A 17,512-nucleotide genomic window follows, 5' to 3' on the forward strand; every position below is an offset into this window, starting at 1 on the left:
CACGCTGCATTTATTGCCCCGGTCGCAGCTTCAAAGAAGTCCTGCGGTTGGACTTTTGGGATGTGTCAGGAAATGTCAGGAATAATTCAGGGGCGTCAGTGACGGACGGCGGACGTCAGGAGATGACAGGAGGCGACAGCCGTCCTTAGCTCTGCTAAGGGGAGACGTCTGCCAATACAATTTGTGCTTTTCATCTGGTCAGAATCGCTCTATGGTTGCTCACCGGGATTGGGGTGAGAGACCATGTTGCGGATCAATGAAAGCAAGTCGGCCAGTCAGGCCAAGTGGTACTATACGCAGGGACTTTCCGCGGAAGGCGAATACTATTCCCGTGACCAGGCTCAGCAGGATGTGGAGGCTCAATGGCACGGACAAACCGCTCACAGAATGGGACTGCAAGGTGTTGTCGATCAGGAGGACTTTTATGCTCTGGCTGATCATCGGAATCCACAGACCGACGAGCCATTAACACCGCGAAAAAGTGATCAGCGGCGGGTCGGGTATGACTTCACGTTTGATGTGCCGAAGTCTGTGTCGGTGTACTGGGCCCGTACGCGGGATGAACGTGTGGTGCAGCTGTTTCATGAGGCCGTGCAGGAGACGATGGCCGAGATTGAAACGTCGATGCAGACTCGCGTGCGGCGGAACGGCGAAAGCCGCGACCGCACGACGGGGAATATGGTCTGGGCGTCGTTCACGCATTACACCGCCCGGCCGGTGGACGGTCAGATTGATCCGCAGCTTCATCAGCACAACTTCGTGTTCAACGCGACGTGGGATGAGAAGGAACAACGCTACAAGGCCGGGCAGTTTGGTGATCTGAAACGGAATGCTCCGTACTTTCAGGCGGCGGCGAATGCCCGGCTGGCGGGGAAACTTCGGCAGCACGGGTTTCAAACGGTGCGAACCGAACACGGATTCGAGCTGGCGGGATTCACCGACGGCATGAAGGACGTGTTCTCGCGGCGAACGCAGCAGATTGAGCAGCAGGCGGCCTCGCTGGGGATTCATCACGCCGAAGACAAAGCTCAGCTCGGAGCGAAGGGCCGCGAACGAAAACGTGACGATGTCTCGCTGGCCGAACTTAAGCAGGACTGGGACAGCCGATTGACGGATCGGGAATGGAAAGCGTTTCTCAGTCAGGCGTCCGGCGGTGGCGGAGAAGCGGTGAAACCAGTGACGGAGCGGCAGGCCGTTGAGCATGCTCTGGCTCACAAGTTCGCGGGCCAGTCGGTGGCGTCGGAGCGGGATGTGCTGAAGCCCGCTCTGGAGTTCGGAATTGGTTCGGTTTCCGTCGAGGGACTGAAAGCCGAACTGGCTGCCCATGCGGACGTGTTGTCCGTGACGACCGAGGACCGCACGCTGTTGACGACGAGGCGAGTGCTGGCCGAAGAACGACGAATGGTCGAGTTCGCTCGCGAGGGCCGGGGCACGGTGACGCCGCTGGTGGAGAACTCGCTCACGCTGCGGCCACCGGCCGACGATCCGGCGTTTTCATGGAAGCCGGACCAGAAAGCGGCCCTGCAACACGCTCTGTCTTCAACGGACCGGGTCGTGGCGATTCGGGGAGCGGCGGGAACCGGGAAATCGACCGTGCTGGCCGAGTATATTCATCAACTGGAAAGTCACGGCCTGACTGCGGTGGCGGTGGCTCCCTCGACGACAGCTCGTGACGAACTGAAGTTGCTGGGCGTGGACGCTCACACGGTGGCGAAGTTCGTGCAGAGTGACGAGCTGCAGAGTCAGTTGCAGCAGAAGGTGCTGATTGTCGACGAAGCCGGGCGGTGGAGGCACGCTCAGCATGTGACTTTGTTCGATGTGGCTCGCGAACGGGAATGCCCGGGTGCTGCTGGTGGGCGGCGAAGCAGCACGCGTCAGTCAGTGGCGCTTCAGCTGGTGCAGCAGGCCGGGATTCGTCCGGCCGAAATCACGCACATCACGCGTCAGAAGCCGCGGGACTATCGGGAAGCCGTGGAACTGCTCAGTCACGGCACGCCGACGCAGACTCAGGAAGGCTTCGACCGGCTGAACGCGATGGGCGTGGTCCATGAAGTCGAGGACGACGAACGGTATCAGCTGCTCGCCGACAGTATCCTTGGAAGTCAGCCCGCCAGAAGAAGCAGGGCGGCAAATGCAAAGAAGGTTCTCGTCGTGAGTCCGACGCATGCCGAGGCGGACCGCACGACAGGCGTGATCGGAACGCTGCCGGGAAGCCCGGGCATCTGGATGACTCAGAAACGGCGATGCTGCGGCTGAGGAATCTGCAGTGGACGGAAGCCGAGCGACAGGACGCGAAACGTTACCGCAGCGGTCAGGTGATTGAGTTCCACAAGGCGGTGAAAGCGAAAGACACGGTGGTGCTCGACATGGGCCGCGAAGGTCTGACGGTGAAAACTCGCAAGCAACCGGCAGCCGTGGGTTCGGGCGTGGAAGTTCGTCGACAACTCGACATGGGACGTGACGGGCCAACGGTGCGACGTCAGGTTGTTCGTGCTGCATCCGGCATTGGCTCCGGCGAACGGCTGGAAGTCACGGGCCACGACGAAACCGGCCGCGTGCAGGTTCGCAATCAACGCGGTCAGGTGCTGCAGCTTCCTCTGGAAAAAGCGGCGAAGTTCAACGTCTACAGTTCGGGTGAAGTAGCGATCGCCGCCGGTGACCGCATTCGGATCACGAAAAACGGCCAGACCGCCGACGGAAAACATCGGCTCAACAACGGCAGCCTGTATCAGGTGAAGCAGGTGGATGACCAGGGCCGGATGGAACTGCAGAACGGGTGGAAACTGCCGGCGAACTTCGGGCATCTGGCTCACGGTTACGTGACCACCAGCCACGCGAGTCAGGGCCGGACGGTGGACTATGCACTGCTGGCGATGAGTTCGTCGTCGTTCGCGGCGGCCAGTCGGGAAGGATTCTACGTGGCCAGCAGCCGGGCGAGGGAAGGGCTGCAGATTTTCACCGACGACAAGGAATCGCTCCGGAACTATGCGATTCAGAAGTCCAGCGAACGCATGGCGGCGATGGAACTCATCCGGCCTCCGGAACACGAACAACGCTTCCGCGAACGCGTGAAGGACATGTTTCAGCGGGCGACGGATTACGCTCGCAACAAGATCGACACGATTCGTCGGCACGCCGGTGACTTGCTGAGTCACGGCCGACGACCGGGATGGGAGGCGCAGCGATGAAAGACCGACCTTCTTCCGGCAGTTCGATCGCTGAACGTGTTCGCGGCACGACGGGCCGGGCGGCCGCTGCTGCTCCGACAGTGGAACTCGGGCCGAGTTACGACCGCGAAAACGAAAACCGCGGACCGGCTCTGTCGATTCAGTTCCGGCTGCTCAACGGCAACTGCCTGACGGCCGAGTATGCGGCTCGCTGGGAAACTCTGTTCAATCCGTCGCAGGGCATCACGATGCACTTCAGCACCGGCCTGCGGGTGCTGATTAAAGGCCGCAATCTGCGGCGGCTGTACCAGGACTTGTCGCAGCACAAAGTCACGGCGATCAATGAGCTCGACCGCGTACAGTCTCGGGTGGAATTCGCTGACCGCAACGTGCCGCTGGTGGAACGCATCGAACTGGATCGCGGCCGCATCGACGCGGACACGGGACTGTGGATGGCGGGCGGCGGTTTCTTCGACCGCGACGACGGCCGCTGGGTGAGAACGGCGGCGACGGGGAGCGTGAACTGAACAGCATCGCATCGGTCCGCGGCGGACCGATGCGGTCAGGCTGTGCGGCGTGTGTCACCAGTCGATGATGTTCTGTTCGTCGTCGAAGGCATGGCCGGTGGCTTCCAGCACGGGATGCAGATCGGTGCCGGGCAGCAGTTCCGGATAAGCGGTTTCCAGCGGGTACACCAGCACGTTCGCGGCCCGGTCTTTGTCCAGTCGGATGCGGTGCAGATTCCGCAGACCCGGTCGGCAGTCCTGCGTGTCCCAGTGAACGACGGTCACGTCGACTCGGGGTGCTGTGGTGTAAACGTCTCGAACTTCGCCGTTGGCGACTTCGATGACAAGCTTGATTCGGGATTCGGTCATATGTTCCTCCTTGAGGTTGGGGTGAAAATCAACGTGTTCGAACAGGCGAAACAGGCAGGGGAACCGCCGCTGTCCTGCCTGAAACCGCAGGCGAGCGCAGCGAGGGCATGGACAGCCCAAGGCGGAACCTCTGCCAAAACCGCCCGAACACAAGTTGATGAAACCCCGCCGCAGGAACCGTCCGAATCGCGGGCAAGAAAGCCGGTATCGATGCGGTGGGTCAACGGCTGGGAAGATGTCCACAGCGTGACAATGTTTTTGACGGGTCGCAGAAACCCGTGGTAAGCTGTCGGCATGACAATGACCCTGCCACCCGATTGTGAAGAGTCCCTGCGTCAGCTCGTCGCTGACGGAGCGTTTCGCACTTTGGACGAGGCGCTTCGGGAGGCCATGCGGCTATTGGTACAAAGCGTGCAAGACTCCCACGACGCCGAAGCGGAGGCTCGGGAATCAGGTCAACCGCTGTTTCCGGATCGGATCGACATTGATGAACTGGCTCGTCAACAGGGCGTGGGACCGGTCACCGATATCAGTTCGCTGGTCGGCGATTTCGCTCCGGACGAAGAAAATGTTGACGAATGGCTCCAGGAACTGCGGATGTTGAGAAAGGGAAAAGTTCCGGAGACACGTCGATGAAAGACACGAGGCCAATGGTCGGTCAGTCACAGAAGTCGAAACGTCAGGTGGCAACAAATCGCGAACGCCTCTTGACCGTGGAGAGACTGCCTGATCCTCCGGTCGATGATTTGGGCATCGATCCTCCCTGTGAACTTCCGCACCCGCCGGGACAGCGAGTGATTGCTTGTCCGGGACTTGAGCGTCTGCCTGACCCGATCACAACGGATGCGGATACCGTACCGATGAATGACACGATGCCCGAAACCAATGACCGCGACGCACGACTGCGGAGAATGCAGGAACTGCGGCAGCAGTACCTCGATTCAGGCGGCACACTGCTGACCGCGGAAGAAGTCAACCGCGAAGTGGCTGAACGCCGCGGCGAACGTTACACGGAAGAGTAGCTCGTGGCACAAACACGGATGTTCATTGATACCGGCGTGCTGATCATGGCCTTTCGCGGGCCGGAGCCGATGGCAACGACCGCCCGGCAGTGGACCGCATCTATCAGTGAATAGATTTTGACCAAACGTCCGTTCCGTGGTAATCTCATCCCATGACGCAATTGACGACCGAATACAGTGAAGCGGCGATCTTCAGCCGGTTAATTGAAGCTCAGGCGGAACCGCTTTCGCCTGAACTGGCCGGTCACATTTTGTCGCTGCAGCTTTCGCCGCAGGACGAGCGTCGGCTCGATGAACTGCTTCCGAAAGCGCAGGACGGCACGCTCACGGCGGAAGAGAAGGACGAACTGGAGAGCCTGAATCATATCGCCGATCTGCTGTCTCTGTGGCAGTCGCGGGCTCGTCGCGTTCTGCAGACCACGCGTCATTGACCGGCAGCCTGCATGGACGCTTCTATCACCAGACAGGTTCGCGAGCGGGCGAACAACTGCTGCGAGTACTGCCGGATGCCGCAGGCTTATCATGTGCGGACGTTCGCCGTCGACCACGTCATTGCCCGCCAGCATCAGGGGGAAACACAACTCGGGAACCTGGCACTGGCCTGCCTGCGATGCAACAGTCATAAGGGGCCAAACATCGCGGGACTTTCGCCGGACAGTGGTGAGCTGACGCCACTGTTTCATCCGCGTACCGATGACTGGGACGCTCATTTCCACTGGAATGGTCCATACATCGTAGGCAGAACGGCCATCGGTCGGACCACGATCGAACTGCTGACGATGAATCATCCGGACTACGTGGCACTTCGGAAGTCGCTGATTGAAGAAGGCGTGTTCCCTCCGACCTGAGAACCACAGCAGTGCGGTCGTCATCCTGTCGCTGGAGCCACGGGCATCCGCCCTGCGACAGCGGTCCGCGGCTTTGTGGCTGTGCAGCTTCGTTGGCGTGAAACAGAAACGAGAAGTGCCCCTTGCACTTTTTTAAGGCAAGGGGGCAACGCTTTTGAAACCGGGGACGTGCGGTCAGGGCCGATGGACGAGGAGGGCACCGGTCTGCACAAGCCGGGACGGCACGGAAGACCGGGAGGGGCCGCGTTCGTCGCGTGGCTCCGAGCCTTGACGGCACGGGGGTGGAACCCCGCGAAACGAACAACCGCCGCCGACAGGCGAACAATCTCCGCATTCGCGAAGCGGTTTCCCTGACGAGACGTCAAGCGGAGCGGGCGGCTCGTGAAGGAACCGGCGGAGCGTGCGATTCCATGCGATTCCGTAAGCTGACTGCTGAAGCGAGTCCGGATGACTCGCAAAGGTGTCAGGTGACGGCGGCAGCCCGGATGGTTGCCGAATCCACCGGGACCGGATGTTCCGTACCAACAACCGTCGCCATCGGCGAACCTTGTTCCCGCACCAGTGGGCGAAAGGGGCGGCGGCCGTCCGCGTCAGCGACCGCAGCGAAGCGCAGCCCGATAGCACGCGACCGGCGATCAGCCGGGGTGCCATCACCTAGGAAGTGTCCCACTAAAGAACACAGCGACCGTTGTCGTGACAGAACTTTGCGTCGCGTGAGATGCAGGAACGAATTAGAAGACGCGGCCGATCAGGGAGACCGACCGCGTTTGCGCGCTGTGGCCGTCAGAATTCTTCAGCCGGCAGCACGCAGGTGAATGAGCGGTCCGGCTCGGTCACGACTTTGAAGCGGTAGGCCTGCTGAGAGTCATACACAGACTGCAGCACTCCGCGGCCGGCGAGAGCCGTTTCATTGAGCTGAACGCGGCGGTGATCGGCATCGCCCCAGTCACCACGGACGTGACGCTGCAGAGCGGACTGAAGTTCCGCGTCGCCAACGACCGTGCGAACCGAATCAGCAACGAGCACGCGACCAGCAGTAAACAGCGGCGGCAACTGCGGCAGCGGAACGTTCAGCTTTCGGCCGAGAACCTGTTCAAGGCACGCCCGGACAACGGTTCGACAGCAGCGTTCGGGCCAGCAGCCGTCGCGTTCCAGCGAACTGGCGAGTGCTTCCGCAAGTTCGCGGGCCGTGTCGTGATCGTGTGAGTCAAAGGCTTTGAGGAATTCGAAGTACGTGGTCACGGGGTCCATGAGACTCGCCTTTCGGAGGTGCCACCGACCGGGTTTCAACCCGGTCGGTGCGGGTTGAGGGAATGTCACTGGGCGGCCGCGGCGAGGCGTTCGCCGGGAGACTCGGGCTTGTGCTGGTAGATGAACGTGTGAGCCTGTTCGGCGACGCGTTGCAGCAGCGGCAGGTCGTTGCGTCCGAAGCTGGTGGTTTCGTTCCAGTGGCCTTCCTGCTGGTACAGGCGAACGAAGGTGATGTTGTGGCGTGTTCCGATGGTGGTTTCGTTCCGCCAGACGACGGCTTTGACGAGTCCCATGCGAAATTCGGCGACGGGCTTGTTGGGTTGAGAGGCCATTTGAGTGCTCCTTGAAAAAAGGGTTTGTCGTGCTCTTCACCGGCTGGTTGAGAGCATGAAAACCCGCTGCGGAGCACGTGCGGCGGCGTGAGTGAGCGAAGGCAGACAGCAGGAGTCCTCGCCGCGGTCGAGTGACAGATCCTCTGGCACGACCCGGCCCTGCCTGCCGCAGTGATCGGAAGCCGCCGCGATTCAGGCCGGGAAACTCAACCGACCGCCGGATTCGATGCTGGATCAGAAAGCAACCACCGTCTCGGAACGAACCCGCCGTAACCGCAACGTCATTGATCGCCAACGCAGCAGGGCGACACGAACGGAAGACATCCGGCAGGATTCAGCGACCTGCCGTCAAACGTCGCGGCAGGTTCCCACGTCGGCACGATGCCGCGGAATTCGCGTCAACCGCCATCACAGCCGACATCCATCAACTCGCACAACGCCGAGAAGCACCCGGTCAGCGGCGGACCGCCCCGGCAGGCGCAGGCCCCTCATGAGGCACAGCGCCCGCGGACGGAAACGTCAATGGCTGAAAAGCATACAGACGTCATGAAGGCCAGGGATAAACGATGAGCGGTACACTTTTCGCGAACTGCTGGCTCCGTGACTGAACCGAATGATGTCCGTGCAGGTCTGCTTCAAGCCGGCTTCGAAGGCCAGCCGCTTGGTGTGATAGATCAGCGGCACGAACCCGGCGGCTCTGTCTGAATAGTCGCCCATGAGGATCGCGAGCTGACCACCGGGCCTGAGCACCGACGCACAACTGCGGATGAACTGACCATAGCGTTCATTGAATTCGTCCAGCGTCTTCGTCTGCGACAGACACTGCGGCGAATTGGAATACACTTTCTGTCTCCAATACGGCGGATGAGTCCAAATGAACGCATAATCTCCGAGCCCTTCATACGACCGTGGATCACACGCATCGAATCCGGACTTCAGATCGGTCGACTCGCAGGGAATGCCCAGTTCGTGACAGACATCGGTGCAGGTACCACTCCCCGTCATCGGGTCGAACACGCTGCCAGGCTGGAAGTACAGCAGCAGATCGCGAATGAGATTGCCTCCGCAGTTTCCGGGATAGCTTCGGTCGCCGTATTCGCCGGCCTTGTGGTTGTGATACAGACTGGTCAGATGCGGCACCGGTGATGAATTCACAGGGGCCATCGGAAGCCGGGCGTACTGCGGTTCAGGTCGTGTTGCTCTGCGAGTGCCGATACGGCCGGCATAGGCCGGATTGATGTTTGGATTGAGTTCGAGAGTTTGATACATCGTGAGTCTCCTTACAGTTGATGGGTTTGGGGATAGAGGACGTCCGCGACAGCGTCGATGACGTTCCAGTTGATTCCGACGCAGGCGTCGTGAGAGCGTCGGGTTTCCAGCAGGACATGCCATGCCTGGTTGTCCGTCAGATCGGGACGTAGCTGCTTCACGTCTTCAACACTCCAGATGACGGCGATGCGTCGCTGCTCCGTCAGGTGCATGAGCAGGTCCATCTGGGATGGTTTCCTGCGAAGTGTCGGCTTCTTGAAGTGCCTGATTCGGTCTCGTATTGTGTCGGTCATATTCAGATTCCTTTCTGTTGAAGTTGACCACCTCGGCGGTAGCAGTCGTTCAGACTCGCCACGAGTCGTTCGGCTTCGTCTCGCGTTTCCGCTTCAGCATCCCAGAATGGCAGGGAAGCCACGACTTCGTCGGTCGGCAGAAACACGATGTCGAAGGTGTCATCGCAGCCGTCCGTTCCGCGGCAGTAGCCAAACCAGAGCGACGATTGATTGGTTGTTGATGTTTCTTTCGTCATATTCAGATTCCTTTCTGTTGTGTTGCGGGCGGGCCGTGTGGCCCGCCCGGTTGGATTACTGATCCTTCTTTTCGGTAACGACCCGCAGCGTGATGCGTCCGTCGAGGGGCACGCAGTCGAGCTGGATGTTGAATCCGTTGTTGTCGGCGTGAGCCCAGGCACTGCCGATCCGGGTCCAGAAGCTCTTGCCGTTGGCCGAGTCGCGAACCTGATACGCGGAGTGGGACGGTTTGTTGCTGCCGCTGTTGCTGTTATTGGTTTGATTGGACATTGTTGAGTTCCTTTCTCTTGAGTTGTGGCCGCAACCCCTGCGGCCTTTCGGCATGCGTCAGAAAGTCGCGAGTGCCGGAGCGGGCGTGAGACCGCGATCGGATCACGCTGAAAATTGGGGGCGACCTTCAGGGGGAACCGATTTTCGGCTTGAACCGACCGGCAGCGGCTTTAGCAATGCCCGGAAGGAAGGCCGTTGGGGTGTGGATGCAATGATGGATCGAGACAGGAACGATGTCCGGGCGAACCGACGGCGGCAGAGATCAACGAGGAACCGTCCCGCGCCGCCGTGAGACCAGCGTTCCGATGCCTGCCAGCAACATTCGCAAGTGGATGAACCCGGTCGCGCGACTGGTGCGACTCGCGCCGATCATCCATGCGTGAAACGTCCGGGAGACTGTTGTTGCAAGTCGTTACAGTACTCAGCACGCCAGGCAGTCGGCACCGGTAAGCATCAGAACAGTTTCAACTGAGCGGTCCGCGGCGGACCGGACGCGATGCGATCACGAAAAGCGGATGGCTGCGGCGGGATCTTTGCAACCGAAGCCTGGTCTGACGGAACGTGCTTCGACTTGACGTCCGACTCAGGGATGTCGGGCTGCGAATCGGAAGGCCGACTCGATTGCCGATCTCTGGGCGGTTCCGGTTTGCTGATGTGCTGTTTAAGCCGTGCGGCGATGGGTTGTTCGGCGGTGATTTCCGCAGTCGGTTCGCGAGACTTCCGTGACGCGGATTCGATCGTGTGAGATGCCAGCAGGCGTTTGATCTGTTCGGCGAGTTCGCCTGTGGAAACGGGTGAGTCTGCGGTCGATTCGAAGGATTTGGTCAGAGCGGTGTTGAGCTGGTTTCGCAGGTTGGCAAGTTCGGTGAACGTGGCTTCGTGGTCGAAGGGTTGGCCGATGAAGTTGCGGTAGTCGCTGAGTTGTTCGCGGGAAAGCGTCAGGTCGCGCTGTGTCCTGTCGATCTGTTCGGCATAACCGTCGGCGAGACGGTCGAGGGCGTTCAGGATGGCTTCGCGGTCCGGCCGAACTTTTCGCCAGTCTTGTACCGCGGGTGGTGGTTCCGGCGAGGTACACGTCGAGGCGGAATAGGCATCGATCGTGACGCCGAATTTCAGGCCGCGACAGGTTCCGAGTTCGTGCTGCGCGACCCCGACACTGTTCCCGGCAAGGCCTTCAGGCGATCGCTCAGCACGGAAGCCAGGTCGTCCGGATGATACGTGCGGCCACCGATCCGGAGCGGGTCAGCGGCGTGACGTTCCAGCGTGTCGCGATCGGTTTGCAGGTTGTCGGCCAGCCTCAGGCGCGTGATTGTCTCCGGCAGTTCCTTCAGTTTGCGTTGAGCGAGAAACTGTTCGTCGGTGTGATTCTTTCTGAGCACCGTGATGCTGCAGTTCGGCATCGGCTTCGGCGTGTCAGCATGGCCGGGTTTCCCGAAGCGATCGCTTTGACTTCGGCGAACGACAGTTCCTGACCGCCGATGTCTTCGGCTCGGCGGACACCTGATTGGCCCGTCATGATCTGAGCAATGAACCGGGCCTTGGTTTCCAGAGCCTGCCACATGAAGGCGTCGAACGAACCTTCCGTCACGTAGCGATGAATCGACACCTCGGCGTTGTCATTGCCCTGCCGCAGAATCCGGCTCCTCGCGCTGTTCGACTTCGGCCGGTTTCCACGGAGCATCCAGATGATGCAGGGCCACCAGCCGCTTCTGCACATTGGTTCCGGTGCCCATTTTCTGAGTGCTGCCCAGCAGAACTCGCACGGAGCCGCCGCGGACTTTTTCGAACAATGCCTGTTTCTTCGCATCGGACGCTGCATCACCAATCGATGCGATCTGTTGCGGGGAATACCGCGGTCGGTGAGTTTCTCCGTCACGTCGTCATACACGGAATAGCCCCAGGCGTTCGGCTTCACACCCAGATCGCAGAACACCATCTGTGTGCCGCGAAGGGCGGTTGTGCTGTTCCAGATGTCTGCAATCCGGCCGACCATCGTGCTGACTTTGGATTCCGGGTGATCGGTCGCTCGCGGGTCGAGCACCCGGCCGTCGAGGGCCAGCTTGCGGCCGTCGGTCGTGATCGCCAGAGCGTTGTCGTCCCGCGGATCGACCTTTTCGGAACGAATGCGTTCGTAGCGTTTCACGAGTGCCTGCTGCAGTTCGCCTGTTCGTCCGACATCGGACAGGCGACCACGTGAGGCTTGCCGCCTTCCAGTTCGGGCCGCGGCAGATCGAGCATTTCGGCCGTCTGCACGTCGGCGAACGACCGGAACATCTGCTGCAGTTCCGGCAGATTGTGAACCGGGCAAACCGGCTGCGGGCCTTGAGCGTCGACCCGTCCGGCGAGATTTCCATCGTGTCCACGACTTCGCCGAACGTCGCGGCCCATGCATCGAAGTGGTCAATCCCGCGATCCGCCAGGCCTTTGGGATCGAGGAACTTCTGCAGCGTGAACATCTCGACCATTGTGTTAGAGATCGGTGTCCCTGTGGCAAACGTCACGCCGTGGCCCGGATGCCGTTCATCCAGAAACCGGGCCTTCATATAGAGGTCAAATGCCCGCTGACTGCCTCCCGTCTGAATACCGGCGACGCGGTTCATCTTGGTCGGCAGTTCGAGATTCTTGAAATACTGGGCTTCGTCGATGAACAGGTGGTCCACGCCGAGTTCGTCAAACACCAGGCCGTCGTCCTTCTTGTCCTGAGCCAGCAGGTCGGTCAGCTTCTCTTCGCGAGCCGCCTTTTGCTTTTCGATTGACTTGATGATGTTGCGATGTCGGCCGTCGGTATCGGCAGCGGCGGTGTCGACCAGCAGAGCGTCGTAGTCGGCAATCTGTTCGCGGAGAAATCGTTCCCGATAATCCCGCGACATGCCAATGCGTTCGAATGAGCTGTGCGTCACAACGATGCCGTCCCATTCGCCGCTGGCGACCTTGGCGACCAGACGTTTCCGCCGATCGCGACTCACGTCTTCTTTGGAAGCCACCAGCAGTTTCGCGTTGGGATAGAGCTGCAGGAATTCCCGCGAAAACTGTTCCAGCATGTGATTGGGCACCACATACATCGGCTTGTGGGCCAGCCCGGTTTCCTTCAGTTTCATCCCGGCGGCGGCCATCGTGAACGTCTTGCCGGAACCCACCACGTGAGCCAGCAGCGTGTTGCCGCTGCTCATCGTTCGCCAGACCGCATCCTGCTGATGCGGCCGCAGTTCAATGGCCTGATTCATGCCGGGAAACTGCAGGTGCGACCCGTCAAACAGTCGCGGACGCAGGCTGTTGTACGTGTCGTTGTAGATGCGAACCAGCCGTTCGGCGCGGTCAGGATCGTCGAACACCCAGGACCGAAACCTGTCTTTGATCTGCTTCTGCTTCTCGCGAGCCGCCAATGTTTCTTCCTGATTGAGCACGCGTTCTTCGCGGTCAAAGACGCGGATCGTGTCATACACGACGGGCGTTTTCATATTGAGGGCCAGTTCAAACAGCCGCAGGCCGTTCACGCGATCCGTGCCGAATTCCGACGTGGCCGCGACGGATTCCGTGGCCGAATAATCACCGTCCACGCTCCACACGGCTTCGCGCTGCAGATGATCGACGGTGATCGCATCAGCCGACACGCGAAACAGCTCGGATGCGAATGTCTGCAGATCGGACGTGGGAATCCAGGGTGCTCCGAGATTCGCGTCAATGTCACCCGGCAGGACATCCGGCGGCTGGACGTCGCGCAGCCGTTCGACATTGCGGGTATAGGCCTCTCCGGCCAGTTCGGCCGCGGCGAGTTTGTTCCGCACATTGCCGGAGAGATAGACGTCGGCGGTTTCCCATTCGCTCGTTTGCGGGTTCTGAAACACCAGGTCGCCGAGTTCGGAAATAATCTGTTCCTGAGAGCGGGCCATACAGTTCCGCGATGTACGGCAGGTCCACGCAGCCACGATGATCGAGTGAAACCAGCAAACCTTCTTCGGCACTGCTGACTTCCGTGATGGCGGGTTTCCGGCCGACAACGTCCTGCCTGAGAATCGCGGCTTTCTTCGCCGTGCCGGTGACCTCGTCATAGTCTTCCAGCGACATGACGAGCATCGCGTCCGGGTCTTCGCGGAATTTTACGAGGTTCGGCATCCGGCGAATGCTGGTGCCGGTCCTGGTCTGCGAGAACGTGGTCTTATTGACCGGTCCATACTTCGCGACAAACTGGTCATACGTCCGGTTCAGCGATCGCCGCACGTCGTCGCGTTCAGTTTCCGGCCAGTCTTCGTTCTGCGACTGCAGCACTCGGCGGCACCGTCCCAGATCGATCAGAGCCGCCCGGCGTTTCATCAGCGTGCCGTCGGCCCGGAGTTCTGTTTTGCCGTGTGTGGCAGGAACCGCCCGCCCGTCTTCAATCTGCTGAATCGACCGGTCATCGGCAATGAAGAAACTGCCTTCGGTGACATGCTTCAGCGGCGGCGGTCGGGCAAATTCCTTGATGACCAGTTCTTCCGTTGCCGGTTGCACTTTCGTGGCTTCCGCCTTTGGCAGTTTGGCAATCGCCGCTTGCAGTTGCTGAGCCAGATCACCGTTCGATTTCAGACCGTAGTTGTGGTCACCGCTAGAGCTGCGATTCGCGACTCCAGTCGCCCAGCACCATGTCCGGGTGATTATGAAAGTAGCGATTGACCGGACTCTCCGTGCCTTCGATCGTCAGCGCGAGGTGTCCAGCCAGTCCGGAGTCCACATGCTGAGCGGGTTCGCCCGCCGCCCGTTTCCGCATGAAGATAATGTCGGTGACCACAGCCGTGCCTTCGCGTTTGAACGCATCGGACGGCAGCCGAATCGCGCCCAAGAAGTCGGCCCGTTCTCCGAGATACTCGCGAATCGCGGCGTTCTGCTTGTCGAGCGTAAAGTGCGACGTCACCAGCGAGAGCACACCGCCGGGCTTCAAAGCATCGACCGACTTCGCGAAGAAGTAATCATGCAGGGCGAACTTCTGGCCGTTGTGTTTCAGGTTCACATTGGCAAACGGCACATTGCCAATCACGGCGTCAAGCTGTCCGTCCGGCAGTCTGGTATCGCGGAAGTTCTCAATGCGGATGTCATGCTGCGGATACAACGCCTGAGCAATCCGTCCCGACGTCCGATCCAGCTCGACGCCAATAAACTTCTGCCCCTCGCGAGCATGGCCCATAAAGTTGCCAATCCCGCAGCCGGGTTCCAGCACCAGAGCGTTCTCCGGAACTCCCAGCCGTCCGGCTGCCTCATGCATCGCCTGCATCACCACCGGCGACGTATAGAACGCATTAAACGTCGTGCGTTTCGCACTGTCATCGAGTCGTCCGGCGACAGCAGTGTTTTCAGTTCCTCACCAAGTTCCCGCCAGCCGTCGTCCTTGTATTTCCCGTCACCGGATCAGGAAACAGCCGCAAAGCCACCGCCCCAAACCCGCCGAATTTGGCCAGCGTTGATCGTTCTTCATCGGTCGCCGTTCCTGCATCTTCCCTGCCGATTCACCACACGAATCGCCGCGATGATGTCACGGCCTTGGCTTTTCACCGCTGGCTGTCACCGGCGTAGCAGCGTTCGTTTCGGTCGACGCAGCAGGCACCGGCGGAGGCGTTTGCACAGATGCAGCGGAAACCGCTGACGGCGATGAGGAATCCGGCGTCGCGTCGACGCGAGTCTCCGTTCTCGGCCGTTCCTTCTTCGAGCAGTGTCGGTGGATTCAGCTTGCGGCAGAGGCGGCTGATCGAACAGTGACCGTTCTCTGTGGCGTCGTGCCGTTATTCGGGCGGCGTGTGTCTGCGGACGTACGCCATCGCCGCGTCGAGACTGAACGTCTCGTCGTCGTTCTCCGGCGATTCGCTGTTCAAATCCAGTTCGAGTTCGTGAACCGCGATCTCCATCGCCTCGCTGCTCAGTTGCACGTCCGCCGATTCGGGCCGCACCCGCCGCAGCTTGTCGATCAGTTCCAGATGCCGGCCCCGCAACTGCATCGCCAGCTCCTCCAGCGTCGAAGTCAAGCGTCCGCTGCACGCGAGCCGCTCGTGATGCCTCGGCCGCAACCCGATCAATTCCAGCACGATTGTCTTGTATCGCATCCTGTCCATCCTGCTCGGTTTCGACCCCTTCAAGCTTCAGACAAAGCATCGGGCGGAAGCAACACTGTTGTCCCTGAAGCCATTGTCCGTCCCGATCCTCCACCGTTCATTGCGAAGATGCAGGCCATCCTGCCACAGTCGAAACCGTTTGGCGAGAAGTTTCTGCATCGACACGGTGGGTGGCGTAGACATTACCTTCTGGCATCATTGTCGGCTGACTCAATTGAGAATAGCAGGCGACAGTGGACTGCACGTGGTCCGTGGTTGCTCGCGCTGGGCTCAGTCAGATTGGCCGGTAAACTCCCACGCATCCGCGCCCGGATTCAGGCGATCTCTGACAAGCTTTGGCTTTGCGAGACCAAGTCGCGGCACTCGGAGGTTCTCAACTTGAGTTGTTGCCGTGTGGCGGCGTCGGTCGGAGTTTCTCGATGAACCCGTCGGCGACGCCAATGATACTGCTCTTGCACGTGCTGCAACCGAGCAACGGTATCGGCCACAGTTCTCGAATTCACCGACCTCAAGCCCGGAGAGTTTCCGCATGGCAACAACGGAAGTCACGATCACCGTCTCGTCGAACCAGACAAGAGCGTCTCTGGTCCTGCCCGATTTCCGGGTGAAGCCGAATCAGGACCCGTTCGGTCCGCTTCAGTTGATACAGCAAGGCAGCATGACGGTCACACTTCCGGTAACCTATAATCATGCCATCGCCCGCAGAAACTGGGACCGGAACTGCGACGGCAAGGTCGAACTGTACCGGGTGCCGGTGTACCAGATCTACATCGATGCCGCCGGAAAGCCACGGCAGACCTGGCACGCTCTGCGATTCATGCCGGCATGGATCGACAACAACCGGTACCGGGGATTCACAATGGCTTCTCCCGCCCCCCAACCTCGAAGGCGGGTCCCGCAATACAAGCCGAACTACCTCAGTGGTGCCATCGTGATCAAGGGTGGCTACTACATCCACAAAGGCCCGAAGAATCTGAACTGGGGTGGATGGAATGGTCGAGGCTGTGTGGAAATGGTCGGCGACTTCAAGAAGTTTCTCGGGGCAGTGCTCTCCATGTCCGCCATCACCCGGACGGCGAATATCCACGACGACATGAAGTCACTCGTGAAATCAGGCAAGCTGTTCGTCAAGGTGGATCCGGCCAACAAGCCCGCACTCGTTATCGACCGTCAGACCAATCCGCCGCAGTCGTTCGGAAGAAACGCCCCCTGCGTCCGCCGGCATTCAACACGTCGCCGCACGCCCGCTCCGTAAGTTCCGACGACGTCTCTGGTGTCGAGTTTGAACAACGTCGGGTGACGAACTGGTCAGCGTCCATGTGAAGCCTGCAAGGCGATGGCGGGAACGTCAAGGAGTCGGCCTGAATTTCGCACTTGCCAGTCGACGCCGGAAGCGCCGGCTCATTTCGATCCAAACGAAGCAAGTCCAGACAGCATGTCGGCAGGAATCTCGCCGTCTGGGTCCACCATTTAGAGAAACGGGAACCGCTTGTTCAATCATCGAAACAACTCGTCAAGACCATTGGGGCTAAAGTGATTTGCAGGAGATGAGGGTGGCTTTGCGAATCGGGTTGTATTTTGCGGAATTCGCTCCGCAGAGATGATGCGACACCTCTGAGCCCTGTTTCTACGAACGATTCAGCGATCGGCACAGGCGTTCGGCGTCCAAAGTCTCGGTCAGAGAGCAATTCCGTTACCTTCGTGATTCTTTTACTGGAGCCCCCTCCACACAGGGCATTTCTGTCTGCCCAGTCATTGGTCGTTCTGTTCGATCCTCGGGAAACATATGCGCGAATGGGGTCACGCACCGCAGAGTATGCAACGCGATTGGAGGTTCCGGAACTTGCGGTCCTCCTATCCAGTGATTCCGT

At 60.1% G+C, this 17,512-nt stretch carries 21 protein-coding genes; 8 read left to right on the forward strand and 13 right to left on the reverse strand.

Annotated elements, in window-relative coordinates; translation table 11 throughout:
• Window positions 1–243 precede the first annotated feature (243 nt).
• From mobF to R3C19_26815, 3 genes are read left to right on the forward strand one after another with little or no spacing between them, the layout of a single operon-like run.
• Window positions 244–2,256, forward strand: a complete 2,013-nt coding sequence (gene mobF / locus R3C19_26805) for a MobF family relaxase (GenBank protein MEZ6063971.1) — start codon at window positions 244–246, stop codon at window positions 2,254–2,256.
• Window positions 2,244–3,188 (forward strand): hypothetical protein, encoded by a 945-nt coding sequence (locus R3C19_26810; protein MEZ6063972.1) that lies wholly within the window; start codon window positions 2,244–2,246, stop codon window positions 3,186–3,188. The genes mobF and R3C19_26810 overlap by 13 nt, the downstream gene beginning before the upstream one ends.
• Window positions 3,185–3,694: a hypothetical protein gene (locus tag R3C19_26815; GenBank protein MEZ6063973.1), complete on the forward strand. Its 510-nt coding sequence runs from the start codon at window positions 3,185–3,187 to the stop codon at window positions 3,692–3,694. The genes R3C19_26810 and R3C19_26815 overlap by 4 nt, the downstream gene beginning before the upstream one ends.
• Window positions 3,695–3,748: 54 nt before the next feature.
• Here the strand turns inward: R3C19_26815 and R3C19_26820 are convergent, their stop codons facing one another.
• Window positions 3,749–4,042: a hypothetical protein gene (locus tag R3C19_26820; protein MEZ6063974.1), complete on the reverse strand. Its 294-nt coding sequence runs from the start codon at window positions 4,040–4,042 to the stop codon at window positions 3,749–3,751.
• Window positions 4,043–4,342: 300 nt separating this feature from the next.
• Here R3C19_26820 and R3C19_26825 point away from each other — a divergent pair, with 300 nt between their 5' ends.
• From R3C19_26825 to R3C19_26840, 4 genes are all read left to right on the forward strand, one after another.
• Window positions 4,343–4,678 carry a hypothetical protein gene (locus R3C19_26825; GenBank protein MEZ6063975.1) on the forward strand — a complete coding sequence of 112 codons (336 nt, stop codon included), beginning with the start codon at window positions 4,343–4,345 and terminating at the stop codon, window positions 4,676–4,678.
• Entirely contained in the window at window positions 4,675–5,064 is a 390-nt protein-coding gene (locus R3C19_26830) for a hypothetical protein (GenBank protein MEZ6063976.1), read from the forward strand. Before R3C19_26825 ends, R3C19_26830 begins: the two co-directional genes overlap by 4 nt.
• Window positions 5,065–5,216: 152 nt before the next feature.
• Window positions 5,217–5,495: a hypothetical protein gene (locus R3C19_26835; GenBank protein ID MEZ6063977.1), complete on the forward strand. Its 279-nt coding sequence runs from the start codon at window positions 5,217–5,219 to the stop codon at window positions 5,493–5,495.
• 12 nt (window positions 5,496–5,507) lie between these two features.
• The gene (locus tag R3C19_26840; protein ID MEZ6063978.1) at window positions 5,508–5,912 is read left to right on the forward strand and encodes an HNH endonuclease signature motif containing protein; all 405 of its coding nucleotides are present in this window, start codon (window positions 5,508–5,510) and stop codon (window positions 5,910–5,912) included.
• A 783-nt stretch (window positions 5,913–6,695) separates the two neighbouring features.
• Here the strand turns inward: R3C19_26840 and R3C19_26845 are convergent.
• The 12 genes from R3C19_26845 to R3C19_26900 form a co-directional block, all read right to left on the reverse strand.
• Window positions 6,696–7,163 (reverse strand): hypothetical protein, encoded by a 468-nt coding sequence (locus R3C19_26845; GenBank protein MEZ6063979.1) that lies wholly within the window; start codon window positions 7,161–7,163, stop codon window positions 6,696–6,698.
• Between the two features lie 65 nt (window positions 7,164–7,228).
• Complete coding sequence (locus R3C19_26850) at window positions 7,229–7,495, reverse strand: hypothetical protein (GenBank protein MEZ6063980.1); 267 nt, start codon at window positions 7,493–7,495, stop codon at window positions 7,229–7,231.
• A 519-nt stretch (window positions 7,496–8,014) separates the two neighbouring features.
• On the reverse strand, window positions 8,015–8,764 hold the full coding sequence (locus R3C19_26855; protein MEZ6063981.1) for a hypothetical protein: 750 nt from the start codon (window positions 8,762–8,764) through the stop codon (window positions 8,015–8,017).
• A gap of 11 nt (window positions 8,765–8,775) precedes the next feature.
• A complete protein-coding gene (locus R3C19_26860) occupies window positions 8,776–9,057 on the reverse strand; it encodes a hypothetical protein (protein ID MEZ6063982.1) in 282 nt (93 codons plus the stop codon).
• Window positions 9,058–9,059: 2 nt separating this feature from the next.
• Complete coding sequence (locus R3C19_26865; protein MEZ6063983.1) at window positions 9,060–9,293, reverse strand: hypothetical protein; 234 nt, start codon at window positions 9,291–9,293, stop codon at window positions 9,060–9,062.
• A 55-nt stretch (window positions 9,294–9,348) separates the two neighbouring features.
• The gene (locus R3C19_26870) at window positions 9,349–9,564 is read right to left on the reverse strand and encodes a hypothetical protein (protein MEZ6063984.1); all 216 of its coding nucleotides are present in this window, start codon (window positions 9,562–9,564) and stop codon (window positions 9,349–9,351) included.
• Between the two features lie 1,112 nt (window positions 9,565–10,676).
• A complete protein-coding gene (locus tag R3C19_26875) occupies window positions 10,677–10,943 on the reverse strand; it encodes a hypothetical protein (GenBank protein ID MEZ6063985.1) in 267 nt (88 codons plus the stop codon).
• Window positions 10,944–11,180: 237 nt separating this feature from the next.
• Entirely contained in the window at window positions 11,181–11,354 is a 174-nt protein-coding gene (locus tag R3C19_26880) for a hypothetical protein (GenBank protein ID MEZ6063986.1), read from the reverse strand.
• Window positions 11,355–11,444: 90 nt separating this feature from the next.
• Window positions 11,445–13,022, reverse strand: a complete 1,578-nt coding sequence (locus R3C19_26885) for a DEAD/DEAH box helicase family protein (GenBank protein ID MEZ6063987.1) — start codon at window positions 13,020–13,022, stop codon at window positions 11,445–11,447.
• A 226-nt stretch (window positions 13,023–13,248) separates the two neighbouring features.
• Entirely contained in the window at window positions 13,249–14,052 is an 804-nt protein-coding gene (locus R3C19_26890; protein MEZ6063988.1) for a hypothetical protein, read from the reverse strand.
• 94 nt (window positions 14,053–14,146) lie between these two features.
• Window positions 14,147–14,800 carry a methyltransferase domain-containing protein gene (locus tag R3C19_26895; GenBank protein MEZ6063989.1) on the reverse strand — a complete coding sequence of 218 codons (654 nt, stop codon included), beginning with the start codon at window positions 14,798–14,800 and terminating at the stop codon, window positions 14,147–14,149.
• A 514-nt stretch (window positions 14,801–15,314) separates the two neighbouring features.
• Entirely contained in the window at window positions 15,315–15,632 is a 318-nt protein-coding gene (locus tag R3C19_26900) for a hypothetical protein (protein MEZ6063990.1), read from the reverse strand.
• A 538-nt stretch (window positions 15,633–16,170) separates the two neighbouring features.
• Here R3C19_26900 and R3C19_26905 point away from each other — a divergent pair.
• A complete protein-coding gene (locus R3C19_26905) occupies window positions 16,171–16,896 on the forward strand; it encodes a hypothetical protein (GenBank protein ID MEZ6063991.1) in 726 nt (241 codons plus the stop codon).
• Window positions 16,897–17,512 lie beyond the last annotated feature (616 nt).

The sequence above is a fragment of the Planctomycetaceae bacterium genome, from assembly GCA_041398785.1.
In the GTDB taxonomy this organism is placed as follows: Bacteria; Planctomycetota; Planctomycetia; order Planctomycetales; family Planctomycetaceae; genus JAWKUA01.